General features: G+C 60.9%; 22 protein-coding genes. 20 read left to right on the top strand and 2 right to left on the bottom strand.

The window, feature by feature from the left end; all coding sequences use genetic code 11:
* The first annotated feature begins 9 nt into the window (after positions 1-9).
* From HMPREF3014_RS09370 to HMPREF3014_RS34635, 8 genes are all read left to right on the top strand, one after another.
* Positions 10-765, top strand: coding sequence for a TIGR03759 family integrating conjugative element protein (locus HMPREF3014_RS09370; protein WP_023093051.1), 756 nt, complete (start codon positions 10-12; stop codon positions 763-765).
* Positions 750-1,331: a hypothetical protein gene (locus HMPREF3014_RS09365; RefSeq protein WP_015648301.1), complete on the top strand. Its 582-nt coding sequence runs from the start codon at positions 750-752 to the stop codon at positions 1,329-1,331. The genes HMPREF3014_RS09370 and HMPREF3014_RS09365 overlap by 16 nt, the downstream gene beginning before the upstream one ends.
* Positions 1,328-1,828: an integrating conjugative element protein gene (locus HMPREF3014_RS09360; RefSeq protein WP_012076862.1), complete on the top strand. Its 501-nt coding sequence runs from the start codon at positions 1,328-1,330 to the stop codon at positions 1,826-1,828. Before HMPREF3014_RS09365 ends, HMPREF3014_RS09360 begins: the two co-directional genes overlap by 4 nt.
* Before the next feature lie 8 nt (positions 1,829-1,836).
* Positions 1,837-2,106, top strand: coding sequence for a hypothetical protein (locus HMPREF3014_RS09355; RefSeq protein ID WP_012076863.1), 270 nt, complete (start codon positions 1,837-1,839; stop codon positions 2,104-2,106).
* Positions 2,107-2,109: 3 nt separating this feature from the next.
* Positions 2,110-4,341 carry a type IV conjugative transfer system coupling protein TraD gene (traD, locus tag HMPREF3014_RS09350; protein WP_012076864.1) on the top strand — a complete coding sequence of 744 codons (2,232 nt, stop codon included), beginning with the start codon at positions 2,110-2,112 and terminating at the stop codon, positions 4,339-4,341.
* Positions 4,341-5,087, top strand: coding sequence for a TIGR03747 family integrating conjugative element membrane protein (locus HMPREF3014_RS09345; RefSeq protein WP_023093052.1), 747 nt, complete (start codon positions 4,341-4,343; stop codon positions 5,085-5,087). Before traD ends, HMPREF3014_RS09345 begins: the two co-directional genes overlap by 1 nt.
* Positions 5,088-5,097: 10 nt before the next feature.
* Positions 5,098-6,579 carry a UvrD-helicase domain-containing protein gene (locus HMPREF3014_RS09340; RefSeq protein WP_023093053.1) on the top strand — a complete coding sequence of 494 codons (1,482 nt, stop codon included), beginning with the start codon at positions 5,098-5,100 and terminating at the stop codon, positions 6,577-6,579.
* Positions 6,580-6,710: 131 nt separating this feature from the next.
* Complete coding sequence (locus tag HMPREF3014_RS34635; protein WP_023093054.1) at positions 6,711-7,820, top strand: hypothetical protein; 1,110 nt, start codon at positions 6,711-6,713, stop codon at positions 7,818-7,820.
* A 44-nt stretch (positions 7,821-7,864) separates the two neighbouring features.
* On the opposite strand, the gene HMPREF3014_RS33255 is transcribed toward HMPREF3014_RS34635, so the two are convergent.
* Positions 7,865-8,131, bottom strand: coding sequence for a DUF2845 domain-containing protein (locus tag HMPREF3014_RS33255; protein WP_223195009.1), 267 nt, complete (start codon positions 8,129-8,131; stop codon positions 7,865-7,867).
* Positions 8,132-8,348: 217 nt separating this feature from the next.
* Here HMPREF3014_RS33255 and HMPREF3014_RS09330 point away from each other — a divergent pair, with 217 nt between their 5' ends.
* From HMPREF3014_RS09330 to HMPREF3014_RS09275, 12 genes are all read left to right on the top strand, one after another.
* Positions 8,349-8,648 (top strand): DUF4177 domain-containing protein, encoded by a 300-nt coding sequence (locus tag HMPREF3014_RS09330; RefSeq protein ID WP_003109393.1) that lies wholly within the window; start codon positions 8,349-8,351, stop codon positions 8,646-8,648.
* Between the two features lie 92 nt (positions 8,649-8,740).
* Positions 8,741-9,079 (top strand): integrative conjugative element protein, RAQPRD family, encoded by a 339-nt coding sequence (locus tag HMPREF3014_RS09325; RefSeq protein WP_020751097.1) that lies wholly within the window; start codon positions 8,741-8,743, stop codon positions 9,077-9,079.
* Positions 9,076-9,315: a TIGR03758 family integrating conjugative element protein gene (locus HMPREF3014_RS09320; RefSeq protein ID WP_023443559.1), complete on the top strand. Its 240-nt coding sequence runs from the start codon at positions 9,076-9,078 to the stop codon at positions 9,313-9,315. The genes HMPREF3014_RS09325 and HMPREF3014_RS09320 overlap by 4 nt, the downstream gene beginning before the upstream one ends.
* 17 nt (positions 9,316-9,332) lie before the next feature.
* Complete coding sequence (locus HMPREF3014_RS09315; protein ID WP_003117077.1) at positions 9,333-9,689, top strand: TIGR03745 family integrating conjugative element membrane protein; 357 nt, start codon at positions 9,333-9,335, stop codon at positions 9,687-9,689.
* 10 nt (positions 9,690-9,699) lie between these two features.
* Complete coding sequence (locus tag HMPREF3014_RS09310) at positions 9,700-10,086, top strand: TIGR03750 family conjugal transfer protein (RefSeq protein ID WP_003117078.1); 387 nt, start codon at positions 9,700-9,702, stop codon at positions 10,084-10,086.
* A complete protein-coding gene (locus HMPREF3014_RS09305; protein WP_003117079.1) occupies positions 10,083-10,742 on the top strand; it encodes a PFL_4703 family integrating conjugative element protein in 660 nt (219 codons plus the stop codon). The genes HMPREF3014_RS09310 and HMPREF3014_RS09305 overlap by 4 nt, the downstream gene beginning before the upstream one ends.
* Entirely contained in the window at positions 10,739-11,623 is an 885-nt protein-coding gene (locus tag HMPREF3014_RS09300) for a TIGR03749 family integrating conjugative element protein (protein ID WP_003117080.1), read from the top strand. Before HMPREF3014_RS09305 ends, HMPREF3014_RS09300 begins: the two co-directional genes overlap by 4 nt.
* Positions 11,607-13,112: a TIGR03752 family integrating conjugative element protein gene (locus HMPREF3014_RS09295; RefSeq protein WP_019416328.1), complete on the top strand. Its 1,506-nt coding sequence runs from the start codon at positions 11,607-11,609 to the stop codon at positions 13,110-13,112. The genes HMPREF3014_RS09300 and HMPREF3014_RS09295 overlap by 17 nt, the downstream gene beginning before the upstream one ends.
* Positions 13,090-13,533, top strand: coding sequence for a TIGR03751 family conjugal transfer lipoprotein (locus HMPREF3014_RS09290; RefSeq protein WP_003121022.1), 444 nt, complete (start codon positions 13,090-13,092; stop codon positions 13,531-13,533). The genes HMPREF3014_RS09295 and HMPREF3014_RS09290 overlap by 23 nt, the downstream gene beginning before the upstream one ends.
* Entirely contained in the window at positions 13,533-16,475 is a 2,943-nt protein-coding gene (locus tag HMPREF3014_RS09285) for a conjugative transfer ATPase (protein WP_010792229.1), read from the top strand. The genes HMPREF3014_RS09290 and HMPREF3014_RS09285 overlap by 1 nt, the downstream gene beginning before the upstream one ends.
* Entirely contained in the window at positions 16,472-16,756 is a 285-nt protein-coding gene (locus HMPREF3014_RS09280; RefSeq protein WP_003099860.1) for a hypothetical protein, read from the top strand. The genes HMPREF3014_RS09285 and HMPREF3014_RS09280 overlap by 4 nt, the downstream gene beginning before the upstream one ends.
* Positions 16,753-17,412 (top strand): DsbA family protein, encoded by a 660-nt coding sequence (locus HMPREF3014_RS09275; RefSeq protein WP_003109405.1) that lies wholly within the window; start codon positions 16,753-16,755, stop codon positions 17,410-17,412. The genes HMPREF3014_RS09280 and HMPREF3014_RS09275 overlap by 4 nt, the downstream gene beginning before the upstream one ends.
* On the opposite strand, the gene HMPREF3014_RS09270 is transcribed toward HMPREF3014_RS09275, so the two are convergent.
* A complete protein-coding gene (locus HMPREF3014_RS09270) occupies positions 17,409-17,627 on the bottom strand; it encodes a hypothetical protein (RefSeq protein WP_003109406.1) in 219 nt (72 codons plus the stop codon). The two genes, HMPREF3014_RS09275 and HMPREF3014_RS09270, sit on opposite strands and share 4 nt — an antisense overlap.
* Between the last annotated feature and the right edge of the window lie 1,119 nt (positions 17,628-18,746).

The raw sequence follows: 18,746 nt of genomic DNA, 5'->3' as shown, positions 1-18,746 counted from the left end.
ACCCCGCCCATGATCAGAACCGTATCGCTCCTGTCCGGCCTGGTGCTGCTGCTGAGCTATCCCGCAGTCGGCCAGGAGGCTGCGGCAAGCCGAGAGACCAGCAGCCAGCTGTCCGGTAGCCAACTCGGCACGCTGAAACAACAGACATCTCAGAGCGACCTGGCCCAGGAGTGGGGACTGAACCAACAGGACTGGACCCGCTACCAGACGCTCATGCAAGGCCCCCGGGGCGTGTACTCGCCTGGCATTGACCCGCTGACTGCGCTGGGCATCGAGGCACGATCGGCAGAGGAACGGCGGCGGTATGCCGATCTACAGGTCCAGGCCGAACGGCGCCGGGTCGAGAAGGAACTCGCCTACCAGCGCGCATACGACGAAGCCTTCGCCCGCGCCTATCCAGGCGAGGGGGTGATCCGCCTCACCGAAAGCAGCGCGGCCAACCCGTCGGGCGCGCCGAACATGAGCCCAGCGTTGCAGAGCAGCGGGCGCCTGGCCCTGTTCGTCCAGGACAACTGCACCGCCTGCATCCAGCGGGTCCGCGACCTGCAACAGCAGAACAAGGAGTTCGACCTCTACTTCGTCGGTAGCCAGAACGACGCAGAGCGAGTGCGGCACTGGGCAATCCTCGCCGGCATCGACCCGAAGAAGGTTCGCAGCAAGCAGATCACGCTCAATCATGACGAGGGCCGCTGGATGGCCCTGGGAGTGGGCGGGGCCCTTCCCGCCCTGGTACAGGAGGTGAACGGCCGATGGCAACGTCTGTAGTTCGAGCCCTCCAACTGGCCACCCTGCTGGCCCTGGTCAACATCGCTCAGGCCGCCGTGGATCCACCGCCGGCGTACAAGCAGATCGCCCTGCCCAAAGGGGTTCCGGCCGAGGTGCTCTACTCGGTCGCGCTGACCGAGAGCAAGGTCCTGCTGCGCGGCGAATACGTTCCCTGGCCCTGGACATTGAACGTCGCCGGGAAATCCTACTACTACGCGACCCGCACCGCCGCCTGCACAGCGCTACTCGCGGCAATCAACCTCTACGGGGCCAAGAGCGTCGATTCCGGCCTCGGCCAGGTCAACATCGGCTGGAACGGACATCGTTTCTCCAGCCCCTGCGAGTCCCTGGATCCGTACAAGAACCTGGACGCCACCTCCGACATCCTGATCGAGCAGCGGGACGCCCTGTATGCATCCGCCCCGGGAAGACCGGTGGACTGGATCCAAGTTGCCGGCCGCTACCACCGCCCCGCCGGCGGCGCGCCTGCCGCCAAATACCGTAGGACGGTATCCCGCCACCTTAGCCAAGTCCTCGGCGTCAACCTACTGGTGACCAATCCATGAAGAAGATCCTTGCCACGCTGGCATTTTGCACGGCGTTCGCGACTCAAGCCTGGGCCGCCGGGCTGATCGTTGTCGAAGACCTCGGCGGCGCCTCGGCGCTCCCCTACTACCAGGGCCTGGATCCGCAGCCATCCGCTGCCACACCAGGACCTGGCGACCTGGGTGTCCGTGGCTCAGGTGCGTTTCCAGTTCGCTCGGTACGCCTTTCGCCAGGCCAGGTTCAGGGGCGCGCCATCAACGCCCCAGGCCTGCAACCTCTGTTCCTGGTCGGCGACGACACGCTGTCTCGAACCTGGCTGAAAGAGCGAGGCGACGAGCTCCGAGGCCTCCAAGCCGTGGGCCTGGCAGTGAACGTGGCCAGCGAAGCGCGTCTGACGGAAATCCGTGCCTGGGGAAAAGGACTTCAGATATTGCCGGCGCCGGCGGACGACCTGGTCGACCGGCTAGGTCTGCGGCACTACCCCGCTCTCATCACATCCACCGCCATCCAGCAGTAGGAGTCCTCATGACTACTCACCTGATCACCCTGGTCATCAAGCAGCCGAGCGACGCTCAGGCACGCCAACTCATGTACCAGGGGTTGCTCGACCTGATCTCACGCTACGGCGGTGAGGTGGCGTCCAAGGCCTTAGAGGACGAGTCGACCCTCTGCGAGCTGCTGGAGCAGATGCTGCCTGATGATGAGGTAGAGCAAGCCAGGAAACAGGTGCTCGAACTTCATGCCAAGGGCCGCCGACCGGGCCGCCTGCAGCCGGCGGCAAGCCTGAAGGTGTAACCCATGGCTGGCCAGTACCCGCTGGAAGCGCTCTTGCGGCCTGCCGTGGAGCTCTACACCACCACCGTGTGCTTCACCGCGGCCGCGCTCTGCATCGTCGCGCCGTGGACGTTCGCCCTCACTCCGCTGTTCGGCATCGTGGCCGCACTGGGCTTCGCCTGGCTGGGTATCGTGCGGCTGAAGCAGGCCGGCGTGGTGCTCCGCTACCGGCGGAACATCCGCCGACTGCCGAAGTACACGATGACCAGTGCCGAAATGCCGGTCAGCAACGAACACTTGTTCATCGGTAAAGGATTTCGCTGGACGCAGAAGCATACGCAGCGCCTGGCAGATACCTACCTGCCCCAGTTCGCCTCCTACGTCGAGCCCTCGCCGCTCTACGAGCGCGCGCGCCGGCTGGAGAAGCAGCTTGAGTTCGCCCCCTTCCCCCTCAAGCTGGTCGCCAAAGCCACTGCCTGGGACGTGGCCTGGAACCCCGCACGGCCGCTGCCGCCCGTGGGCGGTTTGCCTCGGCTCCATGGCATCGAGCCGCGCGAACAGGACGTAGGCCTGCAACTGGGCGAGCGCGTCGGCCACACACTGGTACTCGGCACCACGCGGGTGGGTAAGACGCGACTCGCGGAGCTGTTCATCACCCAGGATATTCGCCGCACCCACTGCCGAGGCCGACGCCAGCGAGTGAAGATGGGCCGGCGGACCCAGACGGTTCACCACGGCTATCGGCGCCAGCGCGCAGAGGAGCAGCCGGACTACGAGGTGGTGATCGTCTTCGACCCGAAAGGCGACGCTGACTTGCTGAAGCGTATGTACGTGGAATGCGAACGTGCCGGCCGCCTGGACGAGTTCTACGTGTTCCACCTCGGTCATCCTGACCTGTCGGCACGCTACAACGCCGTCGGCCGGTTCGGTCGGATCTCCGAGGTCGCCACACGCGTCGCCGGCCAGCTCTCCGGCGAGGGCAACAGCGCGGCGTTCCGCGAGTTCGCCTGGCGGTTCGTCAACATCATCGCCCGCGCGCTGCACGCGCTGGGTATCCGGCCTGACTACCAGCAGATCCTCCGGCACGTCGTGAACATCGATGCGTTGTTCGTCGAATATGCGCAGAAATACATCAGCGAGCACGATCCCAGGGCCTGGGACACCATCATCCAGATCGAGGGCAAGCTCAACGACAAGAACATCCCGTTCAACATGAAAGGACGGCCCCTGCGGGTCGTAGCCATCGACCAGTACCTGACACAGAAACGCATCGCCGACCCGGTCATGGAAGGCCTGAAGAGCGCCGTGCGCTACGACAAGACCTACTTCGACAAGATCGTGGCCTCGCTGCTGCCGCTGCTGGAGAAACTCACCACTGGGCGGATCTCGGAGCTGCTTTCGCCCAACTACGCGGACCTCAACGATCCGCGACCGATCTTCGACTGGATGCAGGTTATCCGCAAGCGCGCCGTGGTCTACGTCGGCCTCGACGCACTATCAGATACCGAGGTCGCCGCCGCGGTGGGCAACTCGATGTTCAGCGACCTGGTCTCGGTGGCGGGTCACATCTACAAGCATGGTGTCGATGACGGCCTGCCCGGCTCGCTCGCTGGCGGCAAGGTCCGCATCAACCTGCATGCCGACGAGTTCAACGAGCTGATTGGCGACGAGTTCATCCCCATGGTCAACAAAGCGGGCGGCGCCGGCGTGCAGGTGACGGCCTACACCCAGACCATGAGCGACATCGAGGCCAAGATCGGCTCCCGCGCGAAGGCCGGTCAGATCATCGGCAACTTCAACAACCTGTTCATGCTGCGGGTGCGCGAGACCGCCACGGCCGAACTCCTGACCAACCAGCTCCCCAAGGTCCAGATCTACACCAGCACACCGGCGAGCGGCGCCAACGACGCGATCAACAACAAGAAGGCAGCCTTCACTTCCAGCTCGCACGACCAGGTGCAGATGACCAGCGTGCCGATGCTCGAGCCGGCCCACATCGTTGGTCTGCCCAAAGGACAAGCGTTCGCGCTACTCGAGGGCGGCAATCTCTGGAAGATCCGAATGCCGCTGCCGGCGGTCGATCCCGACGAGGTGATGCCGAAAAGCCTGCAGGAGCTGGCTGCCGGTATGCGCAAGGGCCAGGCCGCCAACAGCGAGTGGTGGGAGGCGCCGGGATACTCCGCCCTGCAGGATGGTCTGCCCCAGGACCTGGTCGACGATTTCCGTCACCTCGGCGCCGGTGAGGATGCCGCCTGATGGCTGAAGTCACTCAACGAGCAGAGCAGCAACAAGAGAGCCAGAAGACCCTTCTCGGCACCATCATCAGTACGCCCTTCCAATTTCTCGGCGTGATGTTCGGGTCGCTGATCGGCGCAATCATCGTGGAGTGGGTATGCCTGTATTTCTTCTGGCCTGACGCGGGCTGGAAGCATGCCCAGGCCATGTTTGAGTACGAACTCAGTTGGCTGTCGCAGGGGCTGCTACACAGCGTCGTCGTGCAGGAGCCAGGTCGAACCGCCACCTGGCTGGCCCAGTTGGCCTATGACTGGTTGTTCGTGAAGACCGGGATGGTCGACTGGATGACCAACATGACTATCATCGCGCAGGCCGGGCCACGGAGCCCGCTGGACCTTCGCTATCTCACCGCCCAGGGTGTCTCCACGCTGCAGAACTACGGCCTGGCCGCGCTGTACACGGTGCTGACATTCGTCGTGCGCCTGGTGATCCTGGCCATGACGATCCCGTTGTTCCTGATGGCCGCGTTCACCGGCCTGGTGGACGGCCTGGTGCGCCGGGACCTGCGCAAGTTCGGCGCCGGCCGGGAGTCCAGCTACCTCTACCACAAGGCGCGCGGCAGCATCATTCCGCTAGCGATCGTCCCTTGGACGCTCTACCTGGCAATCCCCATCAGCATCAATCCCCTGCTCATCCTGTTGCCCTGCGCCGCGCTGCTCGGCGTAGCGGTATGTATCACAGCATCCACCTTCAAAAAGTACCTGTAGGAGACCCGCCGTGCAGTGGACTCACGAACAGTCACCGATCATCCAGTCGAAGGCATCGAAGATCCTGGTGCGGGCCTTCGCCGGCACTGGCAAGACGACCACCCTGGTGGGCTTTGCCAAGGCGAACGCTACCCTGAGAATCCTCTATCTCTGCTACAACAGCTCGGTGGAGAAAGCCGCGAAGGGCAAGTTTCCCCGCAACGTAGTCTGCAAGACCGCCCACAGCCTGGCTCATGCGGTGTACGGCATCCAGTACGCCCACAAGAAGACGAAGAACCTGCGTCTGACCGATATCGCCCGCGGACTCGATACCCAAGACTGGGAGTTGGTACGTGACGTGCTGGCCACGCTGAACAACTACATGGCCAGCGCCGACGCGGAACTCGGCCGACCGCACTTCCCGCGCTTCCGCGACAAGGCGTTCCTCACCAGTGCCCAGGAACGCTTCCTCAAGCAGGGCCTGGACATGGCGCGAGTAGTCTGGAGGCGCATGGTAGATCTCCAGGACACCGGCATGCTGATGCCCCATGACGGCTACCTGAAGCTGTATCAACTGAGCAAGCCCGATTTGAGCCAGCGCTTCGACTGCATGTTCCTGGACGAGGGACAGGACATCAACCCAGTGATCGCGGACATTGCCCACTGGCAGCGCATCAAAATGGCTATCGTCGGCGATCCCCACCAGCAGCTCTACCGGTTCAGAGGCGCGGAAGATGCCCTGAACAGCGACTGGATGGTCGGCGCCGAGGAGCACTACCTGACCCAGAGCTGGCGGTTCGGCCCCGCGATTGCGCACGTGGCCAACATCATCCTCTCCTACAAGGGCGAGACACGGAAACTTCAAGGACTGGGCCCGCAGACGCTGGTGAAAAAGTCCCTCCCGGCGGACCTTCCTCACCGCACTTTCATTCACCGCACCGTTATCGGCGTCATCGAAAATGCCCTGCAGCGTGTGCGCAATAATCCGGCGCCCAAGTTCTACTGGGTAGGCGGTATCGACAGTTACTCGCTGCGCGACCTGGAGGATCTGTACGCATTCAGCCGAGGCCTGCGCCAAAACGTCCAGAACAAAAAGCTGCTCCGGGACTACCGCGACTACACCCAGTACGTGGAGATCGCCGAGATCAGCCAGGACAGTGAAATGGCGCGCTCGATCAAGATCATCTCGACCTACCCTGATCTACCGGCGCGGATCCTTGAGCTTCGCTCACTGACCCTTGACGATGAGCTGGACGCAACGATCACCCTGACCACCGCACACAAGGCCAAGGGGCTGGAATGGGATTTCGTTTGCCTGTACGACGACTTCAACGCGGACCCGCTGGCCCCCGACACCGACCCAGGCAAGCGCGACGATGAGCTGAACCTGATCTACGTCGCAGTGACCCGCGCGATGAAGATCCTCGCCATCAATAGCCTGGTGCTATCGATCATGCAGCGGTACGTGGACGACAGAAAGCTGAAGGAGCAGATAGCTAGCTGTGAAAAATGACTCAAAAAAATGATATTGGTCACAGCGAATGCCTGACATTGACATAAGGCAAAGAGATTTGTAGCCAACTCATTCAGCCTAGGAAGTACTCACACCAAGACTTTAACGTTAGGTCACAGCGGAGCATTGAGATGAAGCTTATCCTTGATTTCGACGGACGCCTTCTAAATCCAAGCAACATGCTAGAGGCCCTATCAAAAGCAGGAAAGAATACAACCATCAGCATAAGCAACGCGCAAGCATTAAATATAGACACTCTTCTCAAGGCAACAACAACTGCAGAAAACACAAAAAACCTCTCAACAACTTTCAACGGCGCAGAGCTGACTGCCAACAACCTTCAGGAAGTCATAAACTTAGCAGGATCATTAACCAGAGTATCCACAATAGCCGCACAAGCCATTAATATAAATACACTTCTTTCCGCAATATCTACAGCAGGCAACTCAAAGAGTTTTAGCGCAGAATTCAATGGAGCCCAACTCAGCAGCGACAACCTACTTAGAGCAGTGAATGCGGCAGGAACAAACACTAGCATAAGCGTCAACACCGCACAAGCGGCAAATATAACCGCCCTTCTTCAGACTATTCATGCAGCAGGTAACACAAAAACATTCAGCGCAGAGTTCAATGGCGCTCAACTTACTTCAAACAACATTCAACAAGCTTTAGACGCCGCAGGAACCCGAACATCCATTAGCGTCAACACCGCTCAGGCGGTTAATATAAGCACCCTGCTAGCCCTCATCAACTCTGCCAAAGACACGAAAAAATTTAGCGCCGACTTCAATGGTGCACAACTAACAGCAGACAACCTTCAGCAAGCGATCAGCGCTGCGGCCTCGGGAACCAGTATCAGCGTCAACACCGCTCAGGCGGCGAATATATCCATCCTTTTACAGGCCATCAACATCGCGGGCAACACTAAAAAATTCAGCGCCAACTTTAATGGTGCCCAACTCACTTCAAACAACATCCAGCAGGCGCTGCGAGCGGCAGGATCAAACACATCAATCAGTATGAACTCCGCACAATCCGCCAACCAAAGCACTCTACTTGAACTTCTAGACATAGCAAGTTCCAGCAAGCAATTCCAAGCCAATTACAACGGCGGCATGTCTAATCCGAGCAACCTACAACAGATAGTTTCTCGTGCAGGCGCTAGTGCAACCGTGTTTATTTCCGACGCACAAGGCCTACCAATCGCAAATATCCTTACCCTTATATCATCTGCCGGATGAGACTTATAGCCGTGGATGAAAAACACACCATCCACGGCTATACCCTAGTCCATACTGCCTTTTATCTGAACTAGCCTTCCATCGACAAACCTAAGCTTCTGGTACCAACCATTCCTTGGTCCGTATACCCAGTTTTCGACAGTAGCAGCCCCCCGCACTATATAGCCACTACCATCCACTGCGGGCCCTTCAACTTTACGGCTATCAGGGTTTCCGCACTTCCTAAGCACATCATCAATCAAGTCACCCTCACTAACAATTGCCGACCCGCATCGTAATGTAGCGGCAGCCACCCCATAACTGTCCAACATAGCAGCCATGGCTAGCAAAACTCCAATAGAGATGTTTCTAAGCATCAGCCGTCTCCCTTAGAAATATATATGAAATATACACCCAGACGTCCATACGTGTCTCTAAACCCGCCAACCACCAGAAATTCACTGGTGCTAGGCCTAGTATTTTCGGTTGAGGCCCTCCTCCTGCTCTTGAAACCGTGCGGTTCTACTCGAACCACTCCAGGAGCACGTCATGAAGCAGACCTTCGAATACCATGTCGAGAACATCGACATTCCCTATAAAACCCTCACCAAGGGCGTCGCGATGTTCAAACACAAAGAAGACACCTTGGAACCCGACGACCACGCCTTGCTCAACCCTCTGCGCTGGGCCGAGGTCGTGCGTCTGGGCCAGGAAGGCTGGGAGCTGGTGAGCGTTCAGCCACTCATGCGGGGTGTAACCGAGATCGGCAATCAGAACGCCCAGGGCTGGGCCTGGGGCATCGCTCTGCCCGTCAGCTACCTGCTGTTTTTCAAGCGCGCAACCTCATAAAAAATACCCCGGCCCCGCGCCGAGTATTTCTTGCGGAATGGAATCAGGGCGATCGGCAAGCTGATCGCACCCTGATCTGCAAGAGATTCGCCGTGAACACTCCACATCAATCCCTTCGCCGAAGCTGCCTGGCCGTCTTGGCCTGCAGTGCGCTGGTCGCACAGGGAGCTTTCGCAGCGAGCGCCTCCGAGCAGGCGAACCTGGAGGTGATGATCCGGCAGCTCAACGCCCTCGAGGACACCGCCCACCGCAGTGCCCAGGGTGCCGATGAGCCCGGACAGCGCTTCTACTTCGACTACTCGCGCCTGGCCGCTGATCTGCAGCGCATCCGCCAAGGCCTGCAGGACTACATGACGCCCAGCCGCGCCCAACCGCGTGACCCTTCCGACCTATCTGGGGATTACACCCTGCGCGGAGGGCCGATGCCGTGAGCATGAGTGGAGCCCAAACATCAGCGTTCCAGGCCGCCGCTGGCTTTCCCCCATCGGCCGGCGAGGGGCTGTTCATTGGAGCAGCGATGACCTTCCTTCTGCTGTGGTCCGCCTGGGCGATGTACAGCACCTGGCGCGGCTGGGCCACCAACAACCTCGACAGCGCCACTGCCGGCGTTTCCGCGATACGGATCGTGGTCCTCCTCAGCATCACCTCTTTCTTCCTCCTCAGCTGACCCATACGGAGACACTCATGCTGAAATTCACCCTCCAGAAACTGTCCACCCTCTGCCTGCGCCTGGCTGCCATCTCTTTGGTACTCCCAGGCGTCGCCTTGGCTGCACTCCCCAAGCCCGAGGCGCCTAGCCGCGGGGAAGGATCGGGGATCATGCAAACCATCCAGAACTTCGGCTATGACGGAGCGATGCTCCTCGCGCTACTCATCTGCGTGGCTGTCTTTCTGGGAGTCTCCTGGCATACCTACGGCACCTATCACGCCATCCATGATGGGAAAAAGAAGTGGTCGGATCTCGGAGCGGGCGTGGCCGTAGGCATCGGCCTGCTGATCTTGATCATTTATCTCGTCACCAAAGCCACCACCATCATGTAAGGGCCTTCCCATGCCCGAAGAACATCTGTTTCAGGATGGGACCCTCAGCTTCCTGCCGACCCGTTTGAACCGGCAACCGGTGGTCATCGGCGGTCTGACTGCGGACGAAATGTGGATCACGGTCCTCACCAGCGGAGCAGCCGGGTTCGTTCTTGGCATCCCGGCTGCCTTGGTCGCAGGTAACGCGGCCTGCATTCCACTGGGCGCGCTGCTGGTAGGCGCCCTCGGCCTGGGTATCGGCAGCCGCATCCTGCGGCGGATGAAGCGGGGGCGGCCCGATACCTGGTTCTACCGCCAGGTGGAGCTGGCCCTCTCGCTGCGCTTTCCCGTCTTCGGCAACCGTCGCCTGGTGACGCGCTCCGGCGCCTGGACCAGTCGACGCACGGAGTCCCCATGAGTTTCAGAAAACACACCGCGCAACAGCAGGCTCACATCAACACCTTCCGGTTCATCACCGGCTTCTTGTGCATGGTCATCGTGGTGCTGGCCTACTGCGTCTGGGAAGCCCGCAAGGACCTCTGGATCCACATTCCGCCCGACTTGCGTTCAGGGAGCACCCGGTTGTGGTGGGACATTCCGCCGGAGAGTGTCTATGCGTTCGGCCTCTACATCTTCCAGCAGGTACAGCGTTGGCCCAAGGACGGCGAGGTGGACTACAAGAGCAACCTGTTCCGCTACGCCGCCTACCTGACGCCTTCCTGCAAAGTCTTCCTGGAGAAGGACTTCGAGTTTCGTCGTAACGCCGGCGAGCTCAGGGGGCGAGAGCGCACCACCTCGGAAATCCCCGGTCGGGGCATTGGCGAGAGCGATGGCCGCGTGATCCAACACTCGATCAATGACTGGACCGTCAACCTGGACATGGACAGCACGGAGTATTACGCCGGCGAAAAGATCAAGCGCGCGCTGGCCCGCTACCCGTTGCACGTCATCCGCGCCGACGTCGACCCGGAGACCAATCCCTTCGGCCTGCAGTGGGACTGCTACTCCGATACGCCTCAACGTATCGAGCTTGAGGAGCCGGCCGCCCCCACCAAGCGGGAGGGAGGTCTATGATCCGGAAGTCGACAGGCTCGCTCTTGCTAATGCTTGCCCTACCCACACTGGCCCACGCGGTGGAGATTCTGCGCTGGGAGCGCATTCCGTTGGCCATTCCATTGACGGTCGGCCAGGAACGCATTGTCTTTGTCGACAGAAACGTGCGAGTTGGCGTTCCTCGGGATCTGCAGGGCAAGCTGCGCGTCCAGAGTACCGGCGGCGCACTCTACCTGCTCGCCAACGAGCCGATTCCTCCAGCGCGCCTGCGCCTGCAGGACGCGACCAATGGCGAGCAGATGCTCATCGATATCGCCGCCACCGAGGCAGCGGCCGATCAACAGCCGCGCGAGCCGGTCAGGATCGTCGCCGGCGAGCCCGTGGCTCCGCACTATGGCCAGCCCCGGGAAGCCCAGCCATCGGCAGCAGCGAAACAGACCGAGCAGGCAGAAGCACCGAAGGCCGTGCCGCGCGAAACGCCCATCCCCGTGGTTCTGACGCGCTATGCGGCGCAGATGCTCTATGCCCCGCTTCGCACGGTGGAACCGGTGGATGGCGTCGGTCAGGTGCGCGTCAAGCGACAGCTCGACCTGACCACCCTGCTCCCCAGCCTACCCATCACGGCTACCGCCTTGGGCGCCTGGCGGCTGGACGACTACTACGTCACGGCGGTGAAGCTGCAGAACGCCAGCGCCCAGCACCTGGCCCTGGATCCCAGGGACCTGATGGGCAATTTCGTCGCCGCGACCTTCCAGCACCCGTACTTGGGGGCCCGGGGCGACGCTTCCGACACTACTACTGTGTATCTGGTGACTCGCGGCCGCGGCCTTGCCGACGCGCTCCTGCCCTCCTCCATCAGCCAGATCGATCCCAAAGGAGGCCGTCGTGGCGCTGACCGGTAATCCCCTCCTGAAGCTGCTGGTCATCCCAGTCGTGATCGGCGCCATCCTGATCGGCGTGAGCATGATGGGCAAGAAGGAAAGCGCGCAATCACAAGGCGCCGCAACCCCGACGGTAACGTCGGAAGAAGCGGCAACCCTGGGCATCGACGGCGACACGCCCGCCGACACACTACGTACCATCGTGGCGGAAAGCCGGCAGCTCAAGGACCAGATCAGCAAGGTCATCAAGGAGAATGACTCGCTCAAAGCCGCCAATGAGAACCTGCAGGGCCGCCTGCGCAACATCGATCAGAACATCGAGCAGAAGCTCAACAACACCGCCCAGGAGCTGCAGCAACAGCAGGAGAACCGTAGCCAGACGATCCTGGACCAGGTACAGAAACGGCTTGAGAACCTAACCCACGTTCCCGAGGCCGGCGATACCGACCTGCCCGTCGGGTTCGGCGTGCGACCAGAAGATGGCCAGCACTTCCAGGGTGCGGGCTCGTCTTCGTCGGACATCGTCTGGATCGAGCCCCAGGACGCCCGCGCGGTCGATGCCAATGGCCAGCCGCTGGCCGCCGGCTCCACCACCCAACCGAGCGGATTCAGCTTCCCGACCTCCTTCGGCAACGCGGTCGATCGCGGCCAGAACGCGCTGGAGCGGATCGATGACGGGCTGCACCCCGTCGGCCAACAGCGATCCGACCTGGAAAACCGCAAGCTCGTCCGCAAGACCTACACGCTGCCGCAGAACTCGACGCTCATGGGCTCGGTGGCCATGTCTGCGCTGATCGGTCGTGTGCCGGTCGACGGGACGGTCAATGATCCTTACCCGTTCAAAATCCTCATCGGCCCGGACAACCTCACCGCCAACGGCATCGAGCTGCCGGACGTCGCCGGCGCGGTAGCCAGCGGGACCGCCTCGGGCGACTGGACACTCTCCTGCGTGCGTGGGCAGATCCGCAGCCTCACGTTCGCGTTCAACGACGGGACCGTGCGCACCTTCCCGGCGCCGGCCGAGGAGGTGAATGACAACCAGAGCAACAACAACCAGACCGCCAGCGCCGACCAGAAAACCATCCAGGGCGGCCTCGGCTGGATCAGCGACCCCTACGGCATCCCCTGCATCGCCGGTGATCGCCGATCCAATGCCAAGGAGTACCTGGGCAATCAGAGCCTACTCACGGCTGCCGGGGCCGGCATCGCCAAGCTCCTGGACGCCGACGAGAACAACACCAGTACCGTCTTCAGCGGCAACGGCACCAGCTTCGGGACGACCGGAACCAACAGCAACTCGGCCCTCAACAGCATCCTCTCCGGCGGCGTCAGCGACATCCGGCAGTGGATGAACAAGCTGTACGGCGAGGCCTTCGCCGCCGTCTACGTGCAACCTGGCGCACGGGTCGCCGTGCATCTCGATCAGCAACTGGCGATCGACTACGAACTCAAGGGCCGCAAGGTCGACTACAGCTCTGGAGCCGCTCATGCAACAGCAGACCTGGACTAACCCCCTTCTTCGTCTCTGCGCCGGCCTGGCCTGCGCGCTAACCCTGGCAGCGTGCTCCACCAGCAAGGAGGAGATGCTGCCCCACGGCGAGGCCAACATGCTCGACGTCTGGGAACAAGGTGCAACCAGCTCGATAGGCAACAGCCGTGGCCGGCTACTCCTCGATGCCAGGCAAACGCTGCGGCGCCCGATCAATCCGCAGCAGGTTGCCTCCGCGAACGACCAGGCCGACTACACCCGCACGGCCAGCAACGAGATCCACAGCCAGTTCAAACGACTGCCCAATCCCGACCTGGTCATGTATGTGTTCCCGCACCTAGCCGGCAGCGATCCCGCCCCGGTACCGGGCTATACCACCGTGTTCCCCTTCTACCAGCGAGTCCAGTACGCCATGCCGGGCGAGCGCACGGAGGACTACTGATGGGCCTTTTTCAAACCCTTCTGCGCGGTCGCACACAGCCTCAGTCGGTACCGGCAGACGCTCCCGAAGATTCAGGAGCGCTGGACGTAGCGGCCGTGGAAGAAGCGACTGAGCGCTATCTGGCGCGACTGGCCGCCATGGGTATCCCTTTACCCAACACCGGGAGCAAGAATGGCGCCACGCAGGCTGAAGCGTCACGCCTCTACGATCACGACCCATCGTTCGTCGACCTGCTGCCCTGGGCCGAGTACCTGCCCGACGAACAGGTGATGCTCCTGGAAGATGGACGTTCGCGTGCCGTCTTCTTCGAGCTGGTGCCCTTGGGCACCGAGGGTCGCGATCCCAATTGGATGCAGAACGCCCGGGACGCATTGAAAGAAGCCCTGCAGAACTCCTTCGACGAGCACGAAACCTCGCCCTGGATCGTCCAGTTCTACGCCCAGGACGAGATCAGCTGGGACAATTTCCAGGAGCAGTTGAGGCAGTACGTCCATCCTCGAGCGCGAGGATCAGCCTTCAGCGAGATGTACCTGGCGCTCATGAAGCATCACCTGGAGGGCATTTCGAAGCCGGGCGGACTGTTCGTCGACACCGCCGTCAGCAAGCTGCCCTGGCGAGGACAACAGCGGCGCGTGCGGATGGTCGTCTACCGCCGGATCCGCAAGGCGGATGCGCAGATTCGCGGACAGGACCCGGCGGCGTACCTGAAGTCCATCTGCGAGCGTATCCAAGGCGGCCTGGCGAACGCCGGCATCGTCGCTTCGCGCATGGGCGGACAGGAGATCAGGAACTGGTTGATCCGCTGGTTCAACCCGCACCCGGATCACCTCGGCAAGACCGATGCGGATCTACGTCGCTTCTACGAACTGGTATGCCGGCCGGACGAACCGATCCTGCAGGATGACTTGCCGCTGGCCGACGGCACCGACTTCTCCCAGAACCTGTTCTATCGGCAGCCTGTTTCCGATGCCACCCAGGGCGTATGGCTGTTCGATGCCATGCCACACCGAGTGATCGTGGTCGACCAGTTGAACAAGGCGCCGCTGACAGGGCATTTCACCGGCGAGACGCTCAAGGGTGATGGCCTGAACGCCCTGTTCGATCGCATGCCCGAGGATACGCTGCTGTGTATCACCATGGTGGTGACGCCGCAGGACATGCTGGAAGGGCATCTGCAGCAGCTCTCGAAAAAGGCCGTTGGTGACAACCAGGCCTCGATCCACACCCGCGAGGACGTGGCCACCGTTCGCCGCCTGATCGGCCGGGAGCACAAGCTCTATCGCGGTTCGATCGCTCTGTTCGTGCGCGGCCGCGACCATACCCAGTTGGAGGAGCGCTGCATCACCCTGAGCAACGTGCTGCTCGGCGCCGGCCTGGTGCCGGTCGAACCGCAGAACGAAGTGGGACCGCTGAACAGCTACCTGCGCTGGCTGCCCTGCAATTTCGATCCGAACGAAAAGCGAGCCCTGGAGTGGTACACCCAGATGATGTTCGCGCAGCACATCGCCAACCTGTCGCCCATCTGGGGGCGCACCACCGGTACCGGACACCCCGGCTTCACGCTGTTCAACCGTGGCGGCGCGCCGTTGACCTTCGACCCGTTCAACAAGCTGGACCGGCAGATGAATGCCCACGGCTTCATCTTCGGCCCAACCGGGTCCGGCAAGTCAGCGTCCCTGACCAACCTCATCAGCCAGATGCTCGCCATGTACCTGCCACGGATGTTCGTCGCGGAAGCGGGCAACAGCTTCGGCCTGCTGGCCGACTTCGCCAAGCGGTTTGGCCTCTCGGTCCACCGTGTCCGCCTCGCCCCGGGCTCCGGCGTCAGCCTGGCGCCGTTCGCGGACGCCATCAAGCTGGTCGAGAGTCCCGACCAGGTGAAGGTCCTGGATGCCGAAGACATCGAGGCCTCGGACTCGGTCCAGGGCAGCAAGGCCGACCTCGAGGACGATCAACGAGACATCCTCGGCGAGATGGAGATCGTCGCGCGCCTGATGATCACCGGCGGCGAAGAGAAGGAAGACGCGCGCCTGACCCGTGCCGATCGCAGCGCCATCCGCCAGGCGATTCTGGCGGCGGCCAGGACCTGCGCCGCCGCGAACCGCACGGTGCTCACCCAGGACGTGCGCGATGCGCTCTACGAGGCCTCCAGGAGCGATGGCTCCGCGCCAGAACGGCGCGCGCGCCTGGCCGAAATGGCGGAAGCCATGCAGATGTTCTGCATGGGCGCCGACGGCGAGATGTTCAATCGCAAAGGCACGCCCTGGCCTGAAGCCGACCTCACCGTGGTGGATTTCGCGACTTACGCGCGCGAAGGCTACGCCGCCCAGCTCGGGATCGCCTACATCTCGCTGCTGAACACCGTAAACAACATCGCCGAACGCGACCAATTCAAGGGCCGGCCCATCGTCAAGATCACCGATGAGGGACACATCATCACCAAGCACCCGCTGCTGCTGCCCTACGCCATGAAGATCACCAAGATGTGGCGGAAACTGGGCGCCTGGTTCTGGCTCGCCACCCAGAACATCGACGACATCCCAGCCTCCGGGGCGCCGATGCTGAACATGATCGAGTGGTGGTTGTGCCTGAACATGCCCCCAGACGAGGTAGAGAAGATCTCCAGGTTCCGCGAGCTGTCGCCGGCGCAGAAGTCGATGATGCTCTCGGCCCGCAAGGAAAGCGGCAAATTCACCGAGGGCGTGCTCCTGGCCAAGGGCAAGGAGTACCTCTTCCGTGTGGTTCCCCCGAGTCTCTACCTGGCCCTGGCCATGACCGAAAACGAAGAAAAGAACCAGCGCTACAACATCATGCAAGCCACCGGCTGCGACGAGCTCGAGGCGGCCTTGCAGGTCGCAGCGGATCTCGACAAGGCGCGCGGCCTGCCGCCCTTCCCAATTAATTTCCCAGACCAACCGGCAGTGGAGTGCCAGGACGAATGAGAGCTCTGAATTCGCTGACCCAGAACCTGATCGACAACCTGACCCAGATCCTGCAGAACCCCGAAGAAGATGCCCTGCAGACGCTCAGGATATGCGCTCCTGTACTGATCGAGGAGCTGCAGCAGATTCAACTGAGGGCGGTCGATCGCCGGGACATAGTCCCGCAGATAAAGCAGCTCCTGGATGAATGGCTGCAACAGCATCCACAGCCTGATACGGCCCAACAGGCGCTCATCGAGGCCGTGGACCGTGCGGAAGTCCTACAGCGGAGGCAAGCGTGAGACTGTTGAAGGGCGGCTGGGCAGCGAAACGATTTCAAGGTCCCGCCCTGCCCTGGGCGGGGCTGCTGCTGGTCTTGCTGGCTGTCTCCGCCCTAGGGGTCGAGCTTCTGGTGAAGGGTCTACCAGCCAACCACAGCCTCTACGGCGATGCGAAGGCGCGCTGGACGATCAATGAATACGCCGACCTGGAGTGCCCCTTCTGCAAGGTCTACACACCGCGGCTGAAGCGCTGGGTAGACAGCCATCCGGACGTGAACCTGGTTTGGCGGCATCTTCCCCTGCAGATGCATGGCGAGGCGGCCCGCCATCAGGCTCGCCTGGTGGAGTGCGCGGGGATCCAAGGCGGCGCCAAAGCCTTCTGGAGCGCTATCGATGCGATCTTCGCTCAGTCGGCCGGCAACGGGGGCGGGCTGCCTGGCGGCACATTGCACTTTCCTGAACTGGACCAGGCTCGACTGGAAAAATGTGCGAAAGACATGGACCTGGTGGACCGGTTGATTAAGACGGACATCGACACTGCACGGTCGAACGGCATTACAGCGACCCCGACCCTGGTCATCCGGGACAACCAGACGGGAAGAAGCGTGAAGCTGGAGGGCATGGCCGACGAGACCACGTTGCTGTCGGCGATCGACTGGTTGGCCAGGGACCACTAGCGTCGCTCTAGGAGCGTCTGGACGAAGAAATCGGAGAGGATGCCAACATCCATTTTTTGGGACTCCAGAATGCTCTGCACGTCACCTGGCAGCATCTCAACCTCATCCCCGTCCACGATCTTTACAATCTTCTTGCGGCCGGAGCTGGTGAGGCTGAGCTTGAACTCCATCGCCGGCCGGGCATTGATATAGATGCTCTCGAGCAAGCGCTCCATGATGTCGACTCCCACGTTAATATCAACTAGCCATCTATCAACCGCTAAGTATGCCCTCCAGATGACGATGGAGTCACCCCTGCCGCTGTTGGCAGCAGCTCTGGATACGGCTCGAAAAATACACTGCCGACGGGCTGATGGTTTCCTGCTGCCCCATCGCAAGCGATCCTGTCTGCTGTCTATACCTTCCTCGAACCGGTACAAACCCGCACCTCTTCATCGCTTCCCCAAATGGGCCGCCACACCCCCTGGCTATCGGCTTACTCTTGGTACTACTCACTAGCGCGTGCCTGACCTAACCAAGACTACAAAACGATAGACGGTTCATCTTTCCTCATAACTTGAGGTTACTATTGAATCTCATCCAACCCTCAGGATTAAGGAGATTGGAATGTTTATTAAAATTCTTCGAGTTATATTCTTATTGCCTATAGTTGGTTTGACACAGCAGGCTGCTGCCTCCCCGCCCGCAGAGTCACACTCGAATGAACAATCTAAATCTTCGTGTATCGATGTCCAAGTCAATGGAGCGCGTAGCCTGTCTTACAACTGCATGGCTCAGCAAATGACTCCCCCCAAAGAGGATCCTCGGCGTCGGAACCCTACCTTAAACTCCACATTAGCGTCTGAACGCGCCACTCGCCTGCCACCCACACAGACAGGACTTTTTACCAGCCTTCATCAACGTGCCATATCGAACTCGAAAGACTAGCCCTCAGCCAAACGACTTCCAGCCTATGCAGGGCGCTCAATAGAGTGCCCTGCAGCACATTCACAAGCTGATTACCTTGAAATAAAAGCCTATAAGCGCATCCTTAGTTCAAAACCACATTTATTATTCCTGACACATTCTGGACCTCACCATACACTGCCCGTCCATCACGATAACTGTAGCTCATTATCACTGGAATCGTTGTTTTAAAGGCAGTGCAACTGTAGTTTACAACAACAGATCCGCCATATGGCTCAACACCCAATTGAATGTCGGTCGGGCCGACCCATGACACATTACACCCTTGAGATGAATTCCCGGGTGTATTGTAACCAACACATCGTAGATCTGATGTTCCCCTGCTAACACCGTCTGGATATAAATTGGCATAACGTGGAGCATAAAGA

It is taken from the genome of Pseudomonas sp. HMSC065H01 (assembly GCF_001815235.1).
GTDB lineage: Bacteria > Pseudomonadota > Gammaproteobacteria > Pseudomonadales > Pseudomonadaceae > Pseudomonas > Pseudomonas aeruginosa.
This window is presented reverse-complemented; position numbering and strand designations above follow the sequence as displayed.

Bases quoted from the DNA above. Each gene is read 5' to 3' on its own strand.
- HMPREF3014_RS09310 (WP_003117078.1), top strand. From the start codon at position 9,700: ATGCCCGAAGAACATCTGTTTCAGGATGGGACCCTCAGCTTCCTGCCG.
- HMPREF3014_RS09270 (WP_003109406.1), bottom strand. From the start codon at position 17,627: ATGGAGCGCTTGCTCGAGAGCATCTATATCAATGCCCGGCCGGCGATG.
- HMPREF3014_RS09355 (WP_012076863.1), top strand. From the start codon at position 1,837: ATGACTACTCACCTGATCACCCTGGTCATCAAGCAGCCGAGCGACGCT.
- HMPREF3014_RS09280 (WP_003099860.1), top strand. From the start codon at position 16,472: ATGAGAGCTCTGAATTCGCTGACCCAGAACCTGATCGACAACCTGACC.
- HMPREF3014_RS09345 (WP_023093052.1), top strand. From the start codon at position 4,341: ATGGCTGAAGTCACTCAACGAGCAGAGCAGCAACAAGAGAGCCAGAAG.
- HMPREF3014_RS09360 (WP_012076862.1), top strand. From the start codon at position 1,328: ATGAAGAAGATCCTTGCCACGCTGGCATTTTGCACGGCGTTCGCGACT.
- HMPREF3014_RS33255 (WP_223195009.1), bottom strand. From the start codon at position 8,131: ATGTTGGACAGTTATGGGGTGGCTGCCGCTACATTACGATGCGGGTCG.
- HMPREF3014_RS09370 (WP_023093051.1), top strand. From the start codon at position 10: ATGATCAGAACCGTATCGCTCCTGTCCGGCCTGGTGCTGCTGCTGAGC.
- HMPREF3014_RS09315 (WP_003117077.1), top strand. From the start codon at position 9,333: ATGCTGAAATTCACCCTCCAGAAACTGTCCACCCTCTGCCTGCGCCTG.
- HMPREF3014_RS09365 (WP_015648301.1), top strand. From the start codon at position 750: ATGGCAACGTCTGTAGTTCGAGCCCTCCAACTGGCCACCCTGCTGGCC.
- HMPREF3014_RS34635 (WP_023093054.1), top strand. From the start codon at position 6,711: ATGAAGCTTATCCTTGATTTCGACGGACGCCTTCTAAATCCAAGCAAC.
- HMPREF3014_RS09330 (WP_003109393.1), top strand. From the start codon at position 8,349: ATGAAGCAGACCTTCGAATACCATGTCGAGAACATCGACATTCCCTAT.
- HMPREF3014_RS09290 (WP_003121022.1), top strand. From the start codon at position 13,090: ATGCAACAGCAGACCTGGACTAACCCCCTTCTTCGTCTCTGCGCCGGC.
- traD (WP_012076864.1), top strand. From the start codon at position 2,110: ATGGCTGGCCAGTACCCGCTGGAAGCGCTCTTGCGGCCTGCCGTGGAG.
- HMPREF3014_RS09300 (WP_003117080.1), top strand. From the start codon at position 10,739: ATGATCCGGAAGTCGACAGGCTCGCTCTTGCTAATGCTTGCCCTACCC.
- HMPREF3014_RS09305 (WP_003117079.1), top strand. From the start codon at position 10,083: ATGAGTTTCAGAAAACACACCGCGCAACAGCAGGCTCACATCAACACC.
- HMPREF3014_RS09285 (WP_010792229.1), top strand. From the start codon at position 13,533: ATGGGCCTTTTTCAAACCCTTCTGCGCGGTCGCACACAGCCTCAGTCG.